General features: G+C 65.3%; 12 protein-coding genes. 7 read left to right on the top strand and 5 right to left on the bottom strand.

Annotated elements, in window-relative coordinates; translation table 11 throughout:
* The first annotated feature begins 100 nt into the window (after positions 1-100).
* Positions 101-793, top strand: a complete 693-nt coding sequence (locus tag KA712_08450; GenBank protein MCG5052977.1) for a hypothetical protein — start codon at positions 101-103, stop codon at positions 791-793.
* 124 nt (positions 794-917) lie between these two features.
* On the opposite strand, the gene KA712_08445 is transcribed toward KA712_08450, so the two are convergent.
* Positions 918-1,907, bottom strand: coding sequence for an aldo/keto reductase (locus KA712_08445; GenBank protein MCG5052976.1), 990 nt, complete (start codon positions 1,905-1,907; stop codon positions 918-920).
* Between the two features lie 84 nt (positions 1,908-1,991).
* Between KA712_08445 and KA712_08440 the strand changes: the two genes are divergently transcribed.
* Entirely contained in the window at positions 1,992-2,903 is a 912-nt protein-coding gene (locus KA712_08440; GenBank protein MCG5052975.1) for a LysR family transcriptional regulator, read from the top strand.
* 33 nt (positions 2,904-2,936) lie between these two features.
* Here the strand turns inward: KA712_08440 and KA712_08435 are convergent, their stop codons facing one another.
* Both KA712_08435 and KA712_08430 read right to left on the bottom strand, forming a co-directional pair.
* The gene (locus KA712_08435) at positions 2,937-3,155 is read right to left on the bottom strand and encodes a DUF839 domain-containing protein (GenBank protein MCG5052974.1); all 219 of its coding nucleotides are present in this window, start codon (positions 3,153-3,155) and stop codon (positions 2,937-2,939) included.
* A gap of 140 nt (positions 3,156-3,295) precedes the next feature.
* Positions 3,296-5,005, bottom strand: a complete 1,710-nt coding sequence (locus KA712_08430; GenBank protein MCG5052973.1) for a hypothetical protein — start codon at positions 5,003-5,005, stop codon at positions 3,296-3,298.
* Between the two features lie 307 nt (positions 5,006-5,312).
* Between KA712_08430 and KA712_08425 the strand changes: the two genes are divergently transcribed.
* The 4 genes from KA712_08425 (at position 5,313) to KA712_08410 (ending at position 10,735) form a co-directional block, all read left to right on the top strand.
* Entirely contained in the window at positions 5,313-6,119 is an 807-nt protein-coding gene (locus tag KA712_08425; GenBank protein ID MCG5052972.1) for a DUF4349 domain-containing protein, read from the top strand.
* Positions 6,116-6,631 (top strand): hypothetical protein, encoded by a 516-nt coding sequence (locus KA712_08420; protein MCG5052971.1) that lies wholly within the window; start codon positions 6,116-6,118, stop codon positions 6,629-6,631. Before KA712_08425 ends, KA712_08420 begins: the two co-directional genes overlap by 4 nt.
* A gap of 230 nt (positions 6,632-6,861) precedes the next feature.
* Positions 6,862-10,074 (top strand): hypothetical protein, encoded by a 3,213-nt coding sequence (locus KA712_08415; GenBank protein MCG5052970.1) that lies wholly within the window; start codon positions 6,862-6,864, stop codon positions 10,072-10,074.
* Between the two features lie 259 nt (positions 10,075-10,333).
* Entirely contained in the window at positions 10,334-10,735 is a 402-nt protein-coding gene (locus KA712_08410; protein MCG5052969.1) for a DUF302 domain-containing protein, read from the top strand.
* Positions 10,736-10,766: 31 nt separating this feature from the next.
* Here KA712_08410 and KA712_08405 read toward each other — a convergent pair whose 3' ends face one another.
* Together KA712_08405 and KA712_08400 are read right to left on the bottom strand one after the other, a co-directional pair.
* Complete coding sequence (locus KA712_08405) at positions 10,767-11,138, bottom strand: hypothetical protein (GenBank protein ID MCG5052968.1); 372 nt, start codon at positions 11,136-11,138, stop codon at positions 10,767-10,769.
* A gap of 5 nt (positions 11,139-11,143) precedes the next feature.
* On the bottom strand, positions 11,144-11,890 hold the full coding sequence (locus tag KA712_08400; GenBank protein ID MCG5052967.1) for a hypothetical protein: 747 nt from the start codon (positions 11,888-11,890) through the stop codon (positions 11,144-11,146).
* 345 nt (positions 11,891-12,235) lie between these two features.
* Here KA712_08400 and KA712_08395 point away from each other — a divergent pair, with 345 nt between their 5' ends.
* Complete coding sequence (locus KA712_08395; protein ID MCG5052966.1) at positions 12,236-16,660, top strand: TonB-dependent receptor; 4,425 nt, start codon at positions 12,236-12,238, stop codon at positions 16,658-16,660.
* The last annotated feature ends 7 nt before the right edge of the window (positions 16,661-16,667 follow it).

Genomic DNA, 16,667 nt, shown 5'->3' with positions numbered 1-16,667 from the left:
CTCGAGAGTGAACAGATCCGAGGGTGCGCGTCTCGCGGGGCACGGCCCGTACGCCATCGGGGTTTCTGTTGCGCTCGGCAACAACGAAAGGACCAGACAGATGAGGAACGCGAGTCAGTATTTGCGCTTGTTGGGTTTGTCGGTAGCCCTGGCCACGGTGTCGGCCTGTGGGAGCGAATCCACACTCGGCACGGGCGGCCAGGCACTGGCCGTGGCTGACCTCCCTCCCGCCGTGGTCGCTGCGGCACAGGCGGCAGTCCCCGGCCTCGTCATCAACGAAGCCGAAGTGGAAGATGAAGACGACAGGGGACTCGAGTACGAGTTGGAAGGCCTCGCAGGGGGCGTGGCCTACGAGGTCGAGGTCGAGGTGGACACCGCCGGCAACATCGTCGAGGTGGAGGTCTCGAGGGCAGACAAGGACGATCGCGAGGATGACGATGACCGTGACGACGACGGGAAGAAGATCCCCCTCGCGGATGTCCCGCCCGCCGTGCTTGCCGCAGCAGCCGCGGCTCTGCCTGGCTTCGTGGCCGAAGAGGTCGAGGTTGAGGTGGAGGATGATGGCGTGACCGAGTACGAACTGGAAGGCACTGTCAGCGGTGTCGCACACGAGGTCGAGATCGAGGTTGATGGGACCGGCCGGATCCTCGAGGTGGAGGTCGAGAGAGACGACGATACCGACAAGGACGACGACGGCCAGGACGACAAGGACGAGGACGACGACGGCAAGGACGACGAGGACGACAAACCCGAGACGAAGGAAAGCGAAGGCGACGACGACTCGGAAGAGTAGGACCGCTCGAGAGCGGAAGAAGGCCCCACCCGGTGTGGGGCCTTTGCCGTTCGTGCCTCCCGGAGGAGAGGCGCATCACAAGACGACGGGACAGGGCATCGGACAGGCAGGCCCCCGCTCCTATTCAGCGTTCGCTATCGAGGTGAGCCATGTGTTGGGGCGCATAGCGCGTCCCCACGATGGATGACGGAGGGACCAGGGCCTCGAGGGCGCTCACATCGGCCAACGACAGCGGCGATTCCAGTGCCTCGAGCAAGCCCGCGAGCTGCGTGCGCGTCTTGACGCCCAGAAGCGGCACGAAACCGGGTTGTTTCGCCAGCACGTAGGCCAGCGATAGCTGCGCAGGTGTCAGGTCCTTTTCTCCGGCGAAGCCCGCCAAGGCCGAAACGGCGCGCGCGTTGGCATCTTGCGCGTCCCCGGTAAATCGCGGCAGATAGGCCCGAAAATCTGCGGGCCCCTGAGGGCGTCTGCCCGAGAGCAGGCCGCGCGACAGCACGCCGTACAAGGTCGCGCCGATGCCGAGCTCGTGCAACAGCGGGAAGATGCGCGCTTCGGGACCGCGGCTGACCAGGGAGTATTCGATCTGCAGATCCGCAATCGGCGCCACCGCTTGCGCCCGCCTGATCGTGTCGGGGCCCACTTCCGACAAACCGATGTGCTTGACGTAGCCAGCCTTTACCAGGTCGGCGACAGCGCCTATCGTGTCTTCGATGGGCACCTGAGGATCCAACCGAGCCGGCCGGTAAAGGTCGATGGCCTCGACGCCCAACCGCTTGAGGCTGTAGGCGGCAAACGTCTTCACGGCGGCGGGCCGGTTGTCGACGCCCAACCAAGCCCCGTCCGGGCCCCGTAAAGCCCCGAACTTCACCGACAGCTTCACCTCCGCCCGGCGTCCCGCGATGACCTCGGCGATCAGGGCCTCGTTGTGGCCCATTCCGTAGAAGTCGCCGGTGTCGAAGAGATCGATGCCCGCATCCAGCGCCGCCCGAAGGGTCGCCACACTTTCCGCATCGTCGGTGGGACCATACATACCCGACATTCCCATGCATCCCAGGCCCACCGGGAACACCGCGGGGCCGCTCCGCCCCAGATTCACTCGTTTGGTTTCGTTCATCTGCGCTCTCCTGTTATTGCCACGTCCACGCTGACAATGGCGCCTGGCCAAGATTCATTCCAGTGAATAGGATGAATACGTCACATGAACGAAATTTATGGACGAGACCTGGATCTGAATCTGCTGCGGGTGTTCCTGGTGGTCGCGGACACAGGCAGCGTCACCGCGGCGGCCAGCCGACTTTATCTGACCCAGCCCGCCGTCAGCGCGGCCTTGCGCCGGTTGAACGCGGCCGTGGGGGCGAAGCTATTCGCACGGTCGGGGCGCCACCTGGTCCTGACAGCGCGGGGCGACCGGTTGAAGGACGTGGCCCGCCCGCATCTGCAGGCGCTGGTCCAGGCGGCCCTATCACCACCGGTGTTCGATCCCCGGCGCAGCGATAGGGTCATCCGATTGGGCTTGTCCGACGCCAGCGAAATGTGGTTGTTGCCGCAGCTGTTGAAGACGCTCGGGGCCGAAGCGCCCGGGATGCAGGTGATCGTGTTGCCCGTGCAGTGGCGCACCGTGGGTGAGGCGCTCGTGAACGGCCGACTCGATCTCGCGGTGACGGTGGCCGACGAGCTGCCCGCCGACATCACCCGCACGTCACTCTTTGTTGGCGGCTTTACGTGCCTCTTCGACGGCCAGAAGCTGCGTCTACCTCGGACGCTTTCGGAAAAGGCCTATTTCACGCACGCGCACATCATCGTGTCCTACAACGGAGATCTGCGCGGCATCGTCGAAGACACGTTGGGACGCACGCGCAACGTCCGCGTATCGGTGCCGAGCTTTGCGGCCGTGGGGCCCGTCATCGACGGCAGCCGCCTGCTGGCCACCGTGCCCGAGCTGACAGCCCAGGTGATCCGCAAGACGCGCCCCCACCTACGCACCGCGCACCTGCCCTTCGACCTGGGACGGACCCCGATGGAGCTATTGCACCGCAAGGCCAGCGCCGACGATCCGGCGTTGGCCTTCGTGCGGGAGAGAATCGAGCGGATCGCGGCGGCCCTCGGATAGCTTCGGGCCGGCGTTTCAGCCGCTCTTGACGTTCTACAAGGCCCCCTTGCGCCAAGGGCCGGTGATGGCGACAGTAAGACCGCGTGTCTGGACGTTGAGGAACATCCATTCGCCGTCGGGGCTGAAGCAAGGGCCGCAGGTCTCGCTGTGCCCGAACACCTCGCCGATGCCCGGCACCGGACGCGCCGTACAGTCCTCCTCGAAGTCTTCGGGGTCGTCCAAAACCAGGTCGTACGAGGAAGGCTGGAGCAAAGGCGGTGCCAGCTTCGTCGCACTCGAAGGCGCCTACAGGAGCGTCACTCGATAGAAAATACGCCCTCCGGGCACCACGGGCCAGCTCGCCAAGCCGGCCCCTTGGCAGAGCGGGAATGCGAAGCACGCGTGAGGGTCATTCACGGTACAAACTGAGCTGACGCCACCCCGAGCAAGGGGAGCGACCAAAACAGGGCGTCTCCCTCCGATTGGAAGTGAGAAACGTCGCCCGTCACGGTGATTCGTTCAAGGTGTCCTCCGGTCTTCGCCACGCAGAAGACATCACCGTCGGCGGTCCAGCAAACCCGCCCCGCCACGACCGCGAGGTCACCGTCGAGGTGCCCCCAAGCGGCGCCCAAAATCTCAACGCGGCCACCAATCTTGGGAACGCGGCCGATCTCGTACAGCGCTCCCCCACGGCCGAAGTACAAATACGCTTCATCTTGGGCAAGCGGTCCGGCGGACTCGGATTTCACCAAGGATTGACAGGTGCCGCCAGCGAACGACAGGGCGTCGATTCCCGAAGATGAGGCAAAGTAGAGCCTATTCTCGTCGACCACGATCATTCCCGTCGGCCCGAGGTCAGTCACGAGCGGCACGGGATGATTGGGGAGCACGCCTCCAAAAGGAGCCGTGAATATTCCCAAATGGCTGCTCGTGTAAACGGCGGATTCGGTCAGGGCCATGTGACGGAGCGACCCGGAAGAGTGACTCGCAATGACCACGGGCTCTTCGTCGAAGCGACCTCCAATGAGGCCTCCGTAGCCCTCAGCGGCCCACCGATCTCCTGAACGAGCGAACATCCAGGAATTCCAGAATTCGGGAACGACCATGGGGTGCACGGGTAAGTCTGCAGGCAGAACGAGGAGATTCCCCTTGGCGTCGACAGGGATCCGATGAGTTTCTGGATCGACCCCGACCTGCCGAACCTGCGGCGACATCGTTGCGGGAGGCGTGCAAAGCCCTTGGGGCTGGCGCTCGGATGCACGCAGCGAAGGTCGACGGGTCGCATACATCTTACCGCCCAAACTGACATAGAGCTGATCGCCTGCAGCCTTGATCTGCCCTGCGCGTGTGGCGATCTGGATCGCACTGCCGTCGCGAGGAATCGCCAGGACCGAGCCCCCCGCGTCGAGGTACAAGAACTCCTCATCGGATGCTGCTCGTAGCGAAGTCACCTCGGGAGTGAGTTTCGCGGGAAGCGATACCTCCTCAACCCTCTGGAGATCGTCCGTGATGCGCGCCAGGCCCTGATCCGTGACGAAGTAGGCAGTCTTTCCATCAAGGAAGGCGGCCTTGGCTTGACGAGGGTAGACCGATATCTCGTACGGCTGCCCGAGAGCGTGGCGGCATAGGGCGGGGGCCCCTCTACAGTTGAAGTACTCCCGTCCTTCATGTACCAAAAGCGGGTTGGCAGACCCTTGCTTGAGCTTTTCTTCTGGCGCGCGTAACTCCTCGAGGGCACCAGCGCGGTCAGGCTTCACCCGCCACAGGTTGTCCCCATACGCCACGAAAAGCGCGTCGTCTTTGGAGCCAACGATCGTGAGGCTGCCCTGTTCGGTCACCGTTTTCGACCAGACGACCGACGTTCGGTCGACGAGTCGAATGACACTGCCTTTGCGATCCGGCAGGTTGATCACGATGAAGGCGCGCCGACCGTCCAAGACTTCGATGGGTTGGAGGAGGTCGCCCTTCGTTTCGTCGGCTCCGAGGTCTCCCAGGGCGATCGCTTCCTCCTGGCTTCCGCCCACCCATCGGGACAGCACAAGCGCCCCACGGGGCGGCGAATCAGCCACGGCCGCGGCGACGCCTACGAATCCCCCGAAGAGCGGCCAAGCTTCACCTGACATGTCCATAGGCACGAGGGGAGGCAGCGAAAGGGTACATGGCGCTTCAACGGTGTTGGCCGCATCGGCTCTGTTGGACCCGGAAGCCTCGTCGGCGTCGGGTAAGAGGTTGTGGGTGCCTGGCTGGCCACAGCCGCAGAGAATCATCGCGACGAGAACGAGAGCAGCCTGGAGTCTCGGGTTCGCCATATCGATAAGACGGGCCGGCCGCTGCGATCCGGCCAAGAATCGCAAAGAGCGCGAGGGTCATGCGCTCCGCCGCTGCTCTGGACAAGCCCGACCGGCGGGATTAGCGTGAGCGCCAACGACGATGTCTGCCCTCGCTCCCTTGGCGTTCCTTTTGACCCTTGCGACGGCTTGTGGCACTGCCCACAGCGCCTTGAAGTCGCAGGACGGCTCTGGCTTGGCGGGGAGCACCGCCAGCGTCGAAGACATGGCTCTACCCGCGTACGCAGGATCCGAGGAGGCGCGTGCGAGCCAGGGCGTCTTCGCTGATCGAGCGGCGTTGGCGCAGGCGCCCGCCGCCCCTACCGCCCAGAGTCCTGCTGTGGCATCCGACGCGCCCTCCGCCGAGGCGCCGGCCCGCTACCTGGTTTACAGGGCCGATGTGTCCCTCGCCGTGTTCCAGGCGCGGGCATCGCTCGAGAAAGTCGATCGACTGGCCCGGGACCTGGGCGGTTATCTGGTGAGCCGCACCGACGAGACCATCACCATCCGGGTGCCCGCCGATGCCTTCCGCAAAGCCCTGGGGGACATCGAGGCCCTGGGCGACGTGCTGAACAAGAACGTGGACGTGCAGGATGTCACCGACCAGCTCCTCGATCTGGAGGTGAGGCTAAAGAACGCCCTCGCCGTACGCGAGCGGCTCGCCGAGCTGATCGCCAGGGCTCAGAACGTGGAGGATGCCTTGGCTGTGGAGCGAGAGCTGGCCCGCGTGACCGGCGAGATCGAGAGCATGAAGGGGCAGATCAAGCGCCTTCAAGAGCTCATCGCTTACTCCACCATCACGGTGCACTTTCAGGTGCCGTCCCCCGAGCCCATGAGCCAGGGAGTGCGCCTGCCCTTCCCCTGGTTCGAGCGGCTGGGCCTATCGCGTTTGCTGGAGCTTCAACCATGAAGATGCACGTCGAGATCAAGATCCTCGTGCTCCGCGCCGCTTCCAGGGGTGCTGGGGTGGGAGCTCTCGTTCTGGCTCTCTTGGCCGTGGGCTGCGCGCCCAAGCTGCGGATCAAGACGGCGCCCACCTTCGCCGATGTGACCAAGCTCGCAGGCGGCGACTACCTCTATCGTGCCACCTCCGCCGACGGCGTGGTGGTGGCCGTGCGACGAGAGCCGCGTGAGCCCGGGGACGCCAGCGAAGCGTTCTGGACCGAGGCGCTGCAGACCCACTTCCGCCAGCACGGCGGCTACGCTCTCATTGAGAAAAAACAGGTACGCCTCGGCGGATCGGGCCTCGGCCCGCTCTTGCGCTTCGGACGCGACCAGGCGGGCGCCCCCTACCTCTACGAGCTGGGCCTCGTGCTCACGAAGGACTGGATCTACCTCTGCGAGGTGGGCGGCAGGCAGGCCACCGTCGAACAGCACCGGAAGGCCATCGACAGCATGTTGGCTTCGGTCTCGCTTCCTTGAAGGTTTCCGGGGGCGAAGGCCCCGGGGGCATCCCGACGCGTGCCTGATGTAACAATAATTCTTCAAATTATTTTCGGGTCGATGCCCTCAGTCACGGCGCGATCGGTGCGCGCTCCCTGCCCGAACGCGTTGGGAAAGAGACGGGTTTTCATTCTGCGATCGTGAGGCTATTCTCATGGGGTTCCCCTTTGGCGAACGAGGCCCTTTGCCGGATCGGCCAAGGAGACACCATGCGAGAACCGCAAGAGCCCTTGGACTCAAGCTCGTCGTTCGAGACCGAAATGGCCACGCCGCCGGCAACGGTCGTTGACCCAGGATCGGTTGGCGCCCTCCCCGGAGGCGAATCGGCGCCCGAAACCTCGAGCGTTCTCGAGCTACGGTTCACGGACCAGAGCCGCTGGCAGGACCTCGTCGATCTGCTGCTGGCGCGTGCCGAGCGGTTCGAAGGCTTGGACCGCAGCCGCGTGCTCCAGCAGATCGCGTCGACGTACGAGACGAAGCTCGGAGATCTGGACAGCGCCTTCGTGACGCTGGAGGCCGCGCACGCCGACGATCCCGCCAACGAGGAGGTGTTCGACTGGCTCGTGCGGCTGGCGGGCGCAACGAACCGGACGGGCGATCTCGAACCTGCCTGCCGCCGGGCCCTCGAGGTGTCACCTCGACGTGAGCTCGCGCTTGTGACTTTGGAGCATCTTGCGAGAAGCGCCGAACGCTGGAAGGACCTGGCGCAGCTGCTCGCGCGCCATGCAGATCTCGCCAGCGACCGCCCCGCCGAGGCCGCGCGCCTCCTTGCAGAACTTGCCACCATCTCGGAGCAGTATCTCGGGAGTCGCGAGCGGGCGCGCCAGGCCTGGGAGGACGCACTCCGCCACGATCCCAGCCTTCGGGAAGCGGTGCTCGCGCTCGAGCGGATCTACGCGGACGGCAGCGACATGCTGGCGTACCTCGAGATCCTCGAGCGCCGGGTAGAGTTCGTCGAGTCGGACGCCGAGTTCGTGGCCATCCAGCAGCACATGGCCGAGCTGTGGGAGACGCGCATGCACAAACCGCTGCGCGCCTGCCAGGCTTTCGAGAAGATCTTGGTCGTGCAGCCGTCAGACGCTCACGTTCAGCGAGAGCTCGGGCGCCTCTATCGCCAAGAGCAGCAGTGGCAAGACTTGGCGCAGCTGTACCGCCGGCAGGTCGCGGCTGCAAGCGCCCGCGACGAGCAGGCCGAGCTGACGTACCGCATGGGCGAAGCGTGGGAACGGTTCGGCGATCTGGAGGAGGCCACTCGGGCCTACGGCGAGACGCTCACGATCGTTCCTGACCACGCAGACGCGCTCGCCGCCGTCGCGCGCCTGTCCGAGCTGGCAGGCGAACTCGGTGAGGCGTACGAGGCCATGCTCAAGCGCCTGCCAGGCGTGACGGATCGGGCCGAGCAAGCCGGCATGCTCCACCGCATGGGGGTCATCGCGCTTGCGCACCTGCATGAGCCCACCACGGCCGAACGACACTGGTGGAGCGCCATCGAGCTCGAACCGAAGCGCCTCGAGACCCTCCGCGCGCTGGCACAGCTCTATCTGGACCGCGGGCAGACCAAGGAGGCCACCGACGTGCTCGCGCAGGTGGCTGAGGCCTGCCCGGACGGCAGCGAAAAGGTCGCGGCTTTGATCGAAGCCGCGGTCTTGCACCGCGGTCCTCTGGAGGACACCGCAAAGGCCTTCGAACTCTACGCGCAGGCCCTTGATTTGGATCGGGGCAACGTTCCGGCCGCCGAGGGTCTGGTAGAGGTGGCCTTCACGCTCGAGGAGTGGGGCTCCGTGGTGCGGTTCGCGGAGAGGCTGCTCAAGCCTCCACAGCGCGGCGAGAGCCGGCCCGCGCGGAGCGAGGCTGACGCGGCCCGCTTGCACCTGACTTTGGCGAAGGCCGCACAGCACCTCGGTGACGTGACCAAGGCGACGCAACATTACCGGCGGGCCGCACAGCTGGATGCAGGGCTACAACCAGATCTCAGCTCCTGGGCAGACGCGCTCTTCGAGAAAAAAGAGTGGGGGGGCGCGGCGGCGCTCTACGACATCGTTTACCAGCAGCGCGTGGCTTCGGCCCCTCCTGCCGAGCGGCTGGAGCGGGCGTACCGGCTTGGGCGGGCACGCTTGGAGCTTGGCGAGCGCAGGGCCGCCACGGAAGCGCTGCAAGCGGCGGTCGACGTGGACGGCCGTCACAAGCCGTCTCTGGAGTCTCTGGCGCGCGTTCGCCAGGAGCTGGGGGATCACCGCGGTGCAGTTGCAGCGAAGACCGCTCTCCTCGAGCTGGTCGATTCGGCGGACGAGCGCTTCACGTTGATGTGTGAGGTGGGCGTTCTGCTGCGAGACAAACTCGCGGATCGCCAGGGGGCTATCGGCTTTTTTCTTCGCGCTGCGGAGATCCGTCCCGAGGACCAGCACCTCCTTCACCTCGTGCTCGAGCTTCACACCGCCGAGAGGCGCTGGGCGGACGCCGTGCTGATTCTCAAGAGGCTGGCCGCGAGCACGGCCAACGCCAAGGTCCGATCGCGCGCCCTCGTGGCCGCCGGCAAGATCTGCCACGTTGAGCTCGATCGCCCGCACGAGGCCGTCGATCTCTTCGAGGAGGCGCTGGATGTCGACCCTTCGGACATCAAGACCTTCAGCCGGATCGTGAAGATCTTCACCGAGCAAAAGGCCTGGCAGAGGCTCGAGGCCGCCTATCGACGCATGATTCGACGCAGGGGCGATCCAACAAGCGCCTCGGAACGTGCAGCGCTGGCGCAACTGTGGCGCTCGCTGTCCGCGATTCATCGCTCGCACCTTGGCGACATGAACCAGGCCAGCGCCGCGCTCGATACCGCTGCAGCGCTGGAACGGGAGCCCAGCGTCGTCATCCCTGCGCCCGTTGCTCCGAGCGCCGGGGCGACCGAGCTTCCCCAGTCCGCCCACGAGCCTGCGCCGCCCGCAGAGGTATCCCCTCCGCTCCCCGCTCTGCCTGAAGTTGCGATGACTCCGGCAAGGCTCGACCGCCCGAAGAAGCGGCCCACGTGGGTGACAGTGGCTGTGGCCTGTCTCGGGGGGCTCGTGCTCGTTCAGGCGGGCGTGATCGCATTCGTTTCGGGTCAGCGCGAGCCCCTGCCGCCCGTCGCCGTAACCCCAACCACGGCACCTGCGCCAGCGCCTGCAGGGACGCCGATCGCCACGGCGCCCCGGCCCGCCAAGGCGCCCGCGAGCCCCCCTCCTTCGTCGAAGACGTCAGCGCCCAGCGAGCCTGCAGAAAAACCGGCACGCCTCCTCAGCCGCAACAAACCACGCCCATCGCCGCGGGTCTCCGCGCGGCACCCCCGTCGTGCTGCGCGTGCCTCAGCAAAGTCGGCTCGCTCCCCCGCTCGAGCGGCCGCCAAGGCGCCGGCCAAGAAGGACCTGGTGGACGACTTCCTGAACAAGATCAAGTGATGGGTGTGAACGCGCCTCTTGTTCAAGCACTTTTGTCTGCATTGTCGGTACCGCCATCGACGCTGGGCGATGCGCCTATTCACTTCGAGACACTGAAGTCGATTGCTCACACCCCCGCTAGCAAATCTGTCATCGGTGGCCGCAAGGCCACATTGAGGCGGCGGAACCGCGAGCTTCGGGGGCTTCTGCGTGGTAATCAAAGCGTGCGGGATGGTTTGGTGCACGTGACCGGGTCCGGTGAAGACGAAGAGGCAGTGTGATGAGCAAGCTGGGGTTCGATATCAGGTTGACCGGCGTTGCGGTGCCGCAAGCCGTGGAACAAGTCACGAAGGCGTTGGCGCAAGAGGGGTTCGGCGTCCTGACGACGATTGACGTGAGTCAGACGTTCAAGAAGAAGCTGGACATCGAGTTTTCCCCCTACGTCATTCTAGGGGCCTGCAACCCCGGATTGGCCAAGCGCGCGCTGGACGCCGACCCGGCCATGGGGCTGCTTTTGCCTTGCAACGTGGTCGTTCGCCAGGTTGAAGGCGGGGTCGAGGTGTCGATCGCCGATCCGCACGCGATGTTCCAGGTGGTGGATGATCCGCGCGTGGCGCCCCTCGCGGAGGACGCAGCCCTTCGCCTGCGGCGGGTCAAGGACAGTCTGGCCACGCAGGCCTAGCGACTCAGCGGCCGGGAAACCGGCTTCTGTCTCACTCGAGGGGAACGAGCTGGTGCGCCGGCCCCACCACCCACTCGAGGGTACCCATCTTGTCGGGGCTCACGGCCGGACGCAGCGAGACCTCCTGGGCTCGAACGTCTTCGCGAGATGTGACCGTGGCGTCGACGCATTCCTCGGAGCAGCAGCCCTCGCGGTCGCGCTCGAAGAACGTCTCGGTCGAGGATGACTTCGTTTGCCTGAAGGTCTTGTACATGACTGGGAGCGTTTGGGGCAGACCGCATCCCCACGACACACGGAAGGTTTCGCTCGATCTGGTAGCGATCGAGAAGGGCGCCGCATACGGGTACGCGATCGTGAGTCGCCCGGCCGCCTGGGTGGAAAACAGGAGGAGCGGGCACGACATGCGTGTCACGGTGCCGTCGCGGGTGGCGGTGACTCTCCCGACATGATCGCACGCGCCACCGCACCCTCGAGGGAGACGAACGCGGGGTTGACGTGCGCCTTGAGTTCGGCTTCGACACGGGCACGAAAGGTCTCGAGGCCCAGTACGTCCGCGTTGGTGAGTCCGCGCGGCGGTGCTCCGTAGAGCACCAACCGTACATAGTCCTCAACGAGCCTTCCCTGCTGTTCCGCGTTCAAGGCCGCAAACGATGTCGTCTCATCGAGCGCGTACCGATAGGCCTGGCTGCGATCCCCGGTCGTTGCGTACGCGTGCCCTTGGTTGGCCAGCGCGTCGGCTGCATAGACGAGACCGCGCGTTTGGAACTGCCAGACATGCGTGGCCTCATGCGCCAGCAAGACCACGTGCTTCATCGAACGGCGAAACGTCGGATCTTCGACAGGTTTGTCTTTCGGAAGATGAATCTCGTTTTCCACCGTACGTGGCGCCCCCTCGCTCATGATCGCACCATGGACGAGCGTGACGCGTTCCACGTCGAGCGAGGCGCCGAACAGCTGCTTGAGAAGCCAGCGCTCGCGTTCGTCGAGCGCGAGCCGCTGCCCCCGCCGCGCCGCCTCGACCGACCGTGTGGCAAGGCTCGAGGCATCGAGCGAAGACCGGTTACCCGCGCTACACCCCTGCACCCCCGAAGAAAGCGCCACCGACAAGAGCACCAAGAGGGGCAACGCACCCGAGCGGAGGCCTCCGTGAATCATGGGCGTTGCACGGCCTACCCTGCTCCCGAAACCCCGTCAAGCGCGCGCCTTCCCTACCTGCCGTTGAAGGCGCCGCTCACGGAACCGAGGCCAACGGCGCGTCGCATTGTTGGCGATGGCGCGCAGCACCTCATCGGGGCTCACAGGAAAACTCCTGGAAACACATGTGCTTGCTGCGCTAAGATAATCCTTAATGACTTATTGCGCCGAGCCAGGGTCCAGAGGATGGCTCACTTGGGATGCCATGCAGCCTTTGCCAAAAAACGTGTAAGCCACGAAACTGGCCTCGACTGAGCAAAGTGCTCATTGCGTAGCGCCTCGGGCGCTGCAAAACTGCCGACGCTCATGTTGGGCCGTACCGTTGGCAACTATAGGATCTCGGCCGTCGTCGCCGAGGGCGGCATGGGCACCGTCTTTGTCGCGGAACATCCGGGCCTGGCACGAAAGGCGGCCATCAAGGTTCTGCGGCCCGAGCTCGCGTCCGACCCCGAAGCCGTGAGCCGCTTCTTCAACGAGGCCAAGGTATCGAACGTCGTTCGCCATGCGGGCATCGTGGACATTTACGACTACGGCAACCTCCCGGATGGCACGCCGTACATCGCCATGGAGCTCCTGGAAGGGGAGACGCTGGCGAGGCGGGTTGCGCGAGGGGGGGTGACGCTCGCCGAGGCGATGGACTTCGGGGTGCAGCTGGCCTCGGCCCTGGCCGCAGCGCACTCCGCAGGGGTCATCCACCGGGACCTCAAGCCCGAGAACATCTATCTCACGCACTCCCCCCAGGGGGATTCGGCGCGCGTGGTCAAGATTTTGGATTTCGGTATCGCCAAGCTCGAGAAAAACTGGCTCCGCGTCGGCCACCACACGCGCACCGGTGCGCTCATGGGCACCCCCAAGTACATGTCTCCTGAGCAATGCCAGGGCTTGCGCGAGGTCGATTTCCGAACGGACATCTATTCCCTCGGCGTGATCCTCTACGAACTGTTCACGGGCAGGGCCCCGTTTCTCTCGCCGGGGGTGGGGGAACTCATCAACCTTCAGATCAACGCCCAGCCTCGCCCGCCCCAGGAGCTGAACCCGAATTTATCCGACGAACTTCAGGCCATCGTTTTGCGGTCGCTCGCCAAGATCCCCGAGGAGCGCTTCGCCTCGATGACGGCCTTCCAGGACGCGCTGATCGCCGAGTCGGTGCGGCTGAACCTTTGGCCCGACCGGGGGCGCACAATCATCGGGCACGTCTTCGTGGCGCCTCCCGCCCCTTATTCCAGGCGGCCCGCCCATTCGACGACCCTTTCGGTGGCGGCCGACGCCAGAGGGGCGACGTCGCCCCTGCAGGGCCCTGTGGGGCCCAAAAAGCGATGGGGGCGCGCCTTCGTGGCGGTCCTCTGCTTGGGACTCGCCGCCGCTGCGGCCTTCGTGCTCTGGCCAGCTCTACGCGACCAGAAGGAAAAGGAGCAGGCCGCGGTCGCCCGGGAGCAGGGCCGCTTGGACGTACGTTTCGAGTCATCGCCACCGGGGGCCGCTGTCTACCAGGGTGACGTTCTCGTCGTGAGGACGCCTGGCAGCGCCTCCCTGCGCAGGTCCCAGGAGCCTTCGGAGTTTCACTTCGTGCTGCCCGGGCACCGACGCGAAACCGTCCGGGCGCTGTTGAACGAGGGGCTGACCTTGAGCGCCGAGCTGACGCCTGCGGCGCCTGCCGCCGCTGCCGCCCCTGCGACCGCGCCCCCCCCCGAAGCCGTTGGCTCCTCCCCCACTCACAGCCCGGCCGTCTTACCGATCGAAGCCCCGGCCCCAGCCACCGAGCCAGCCTGCACCTTCCCCAAGGTACGACGACATCCGATCCGAGCGCTGAGGGCCCCCTACACCCATTCTTCCATGCACAGTCTTCAAGTTACCGCTGTCTTCATTGTCCTCTCGTTCGCGGCGTCAACAGTCTCCCCTCTGAACGCAACCGCTGCGACCACACCTTCCGACCTGGCTGACGAAGCACAGTTTCACTTCGACCGAGGGAACACGGCCTACCGCAAGGGTGACTTCGAGGCGGCGTTGGCGGCGTACTACGCCTCTAACCGTCTGGTGCCAAACCGCAACGTCGCGTTCAACATCGCGCGCTGTCTCGAGAAGCTGAGCAAGTTTGATGAAGCGTTCCGCGCGTGGTCCGGACTGCTGGCGAGCGAAGCCAGTGCCGAGGAACGCGAGCGCATCAGTGCCGCCATCGAGGCTCTCAGCGCCAACCTGGCCCTGGTGAGCGTCGAAAGCGAACCGCCGGGCGCGCTCGTCTACTACCGGCGTCGTGACCTGGGCAGCCTGGGCGCAACGCCCACACGACTTGCCCTGGAGCCGGGGCAGGCGCACCTCATCCTGGACTTGCCTGGCTATCACCCGGCAGAGGTCGACGCGCTCCTGCAGACGGGCAGGGAGGTGCGGCTCAAGGTCAAGCTCAAACGAATCTTTGGTGATGTCGAAGTTCGCCAGATTCCGGAGGGTGCCGAGGTCCGCAGGGGCCTGGTCGATGGTCCTTTGCTTCGCAAGGGCCCCGGGACGATTCGCCTGGAGACCGGGAGGGTGGTGCTTTTCGTATCCGCACCGGGCTTTGCGACCTCGCGCTTCGAGGTCGACGTGAAGCCAGCGACCACGGTGATTGTGGACGCCCCGCTCAGTGTTCAGCGGCCCCCAACGGGCATCTTGGTGGTGCAGGCGAACGTGGACGGGGCCCTCGTGAAGGTGGACGGCCGAGAGATGGAATTCACCCCGGCCGTGATCGAAGGGCTCGTCGTGGGGCCTCACACGGTGGAGGTCGAGCGCGAGGGGCGGACCACGTTCAAATCAGAGGTGGTCATCGAGCAAAACGAGCGTGTGTACCTGAACGCCAGATTGAGGCGCGCCGACCCCGAAGTGTCGGCCGCAACCAAGAGCTTGGTGAGTGCCGAGCAGGCCCCCGGCGCCGTGTCCGTCATCACGTCCAACGAGATTGCGGCCTTCGGTTGGCTGACGCTCGCCGAAGCGCTCCAGGGCCTACGGGGCATTTTCGGCTCGTACGACCGCGCCTACCAGTCGGTTGGGTTCCAGGGGTTCTCCCCTCCGGGGGACTACACCAAACGGATCTTGGTTTTGGTCGACGGTCACCCTCTCAACGATGTGCTCGTGGGGCAAAACTGGGTGGGTCACGATTTCGACGTGGATCTCGCGAACGTCCAGAGGATCGAGGTCGTGCGGGGCCCCGGCTCGGTGCTGTACGGTACCAGCGCGGTCTTTGGCGTCGTGAACGTGGTGACGAGGGGAGCTCCCAAGGGCGCCTCCGCGGAGCTCGGCGCGACGGCGGGGACGTTGGGGCTTCAGGCGGGTCGCCTGACTTTGGGGTATGGCACCAAGGGGGACTTCGTGCGGGTGAGCGCCGCGGGCCTGAATCAGCTGGGAGACAGACGATACTCCTGGAACGACGGCAGCCTCACCACCCCCGATACGGTGGCGGAGCGCGCCGATGAGGAGCAGGTGGGCCACCTCGATTTCTGGGCGCGCCTGGGGCGCCTCAGCGTGCGCGCGGGACTCAACCGGCGGAAAAAAGACGTGCCGACCGGTGCGTACGACACGCTCCCACTTCGGGGAACGACCTATTCCGATCGGCGAAGCTACGTCGAACTCCGTGGCGACATCCCACTCGCCTCCTTCGTCTTGACCGCACGCGCGGCTTTCGACGAGTCACGGTTCACGGGGGTCTACCAGCTGCCCGGGGTCAATGAGAACGTCCCCGAACCCTACGAGGAGACGCTGCGCGCGCGCTGGGCCACGGGGGAACTGCGTCTTTCCCTGCCCTCGTTCTGGGGCCAGAGCGTCACCATCGGGGCCGAGGCTCAAAACCAGTTCTCGCTCGACCTGGGCGAGCCTTCGATCGCTGCGCAGCGGGAAGCGAACGCTGAAGACGAGTTGGTCGTCTCCGGTTACTTCGTCGATGACATGAAGTTTTCGGACTCCGTCCGGTTGAACTTCGGCGTTCGGGCGGACCACTACACCAACAGCTTCGGCTCGACGGTCAACCCGCGTGTCGCGCTGATGTTGCGCCCTTACGCGAATGGCAACACCAAGGTTCTTGCGGGGCGAGCCTTCCGCGCGCCCACGACGTATGAACGGTTCTACAACGATGGGGACGAATCGCAGAAGGCCGCTCGTGACTTGCAGCCCGAGACGATCGTCAGCTTGGAGATCGAGCACGCTCACCACGCCACCGATTCGCTGACGGCGCTCGGCAGCGTGTTCGCCAACCAGGTGAACGACTTGATCGTGCTGGCAGCGGACCCTGAGGACGGCTTGCTGGCCTACCAGAACCGGGGCAACGAGGTGCGAGGCTTCGGGGGCACGGGAGAACTGCGTTGGGATCCAGCGACCGGGACGACGCTCGTTGCGGCCTACACGGTTCAATCCGTTCGCTCATACGCCAATGGGGAATCGGAGCCCTTCATCAACGCGCCCACGGACGTTGCTTCGCTACGTTCGATCTGGTCGCTGATTCCCGGCAAAGCACGCCTCTCGAACGAGGTGCTCTACGACATCGGACGGCGAGACCGCGACGGCGAACGGCTCGACGACGCGCTCATCTGGAACGTCTCCGTGTCGGGGGACTTCAGGCCCTTGGGCCTGCGCTATTTCGCAGGGGTCTTCAACGTGCTCGACGTCGTGGGGCCGCGAACAGGCTTTCCCGTGGGGCCGGACCTGCCTTCCCCCACCGTCGCCAGGTATGGCCGGCAGGCCCGCCTGGGCGTGTCGTACAGGTTCTGACGATCGA

The organism is Myxococcales bacterium, assembly GCA_022184915.1.
In the GTDB taxonomy this organism is placed as follows: domain Bacteria; phylum Myxococcota_A; class Polyangia; order Fen-1088; family Fen-1088; genus JAGTJU01.
This window is presented reverse-complemented; position numbering and strand designations above follow the sequence as displayed.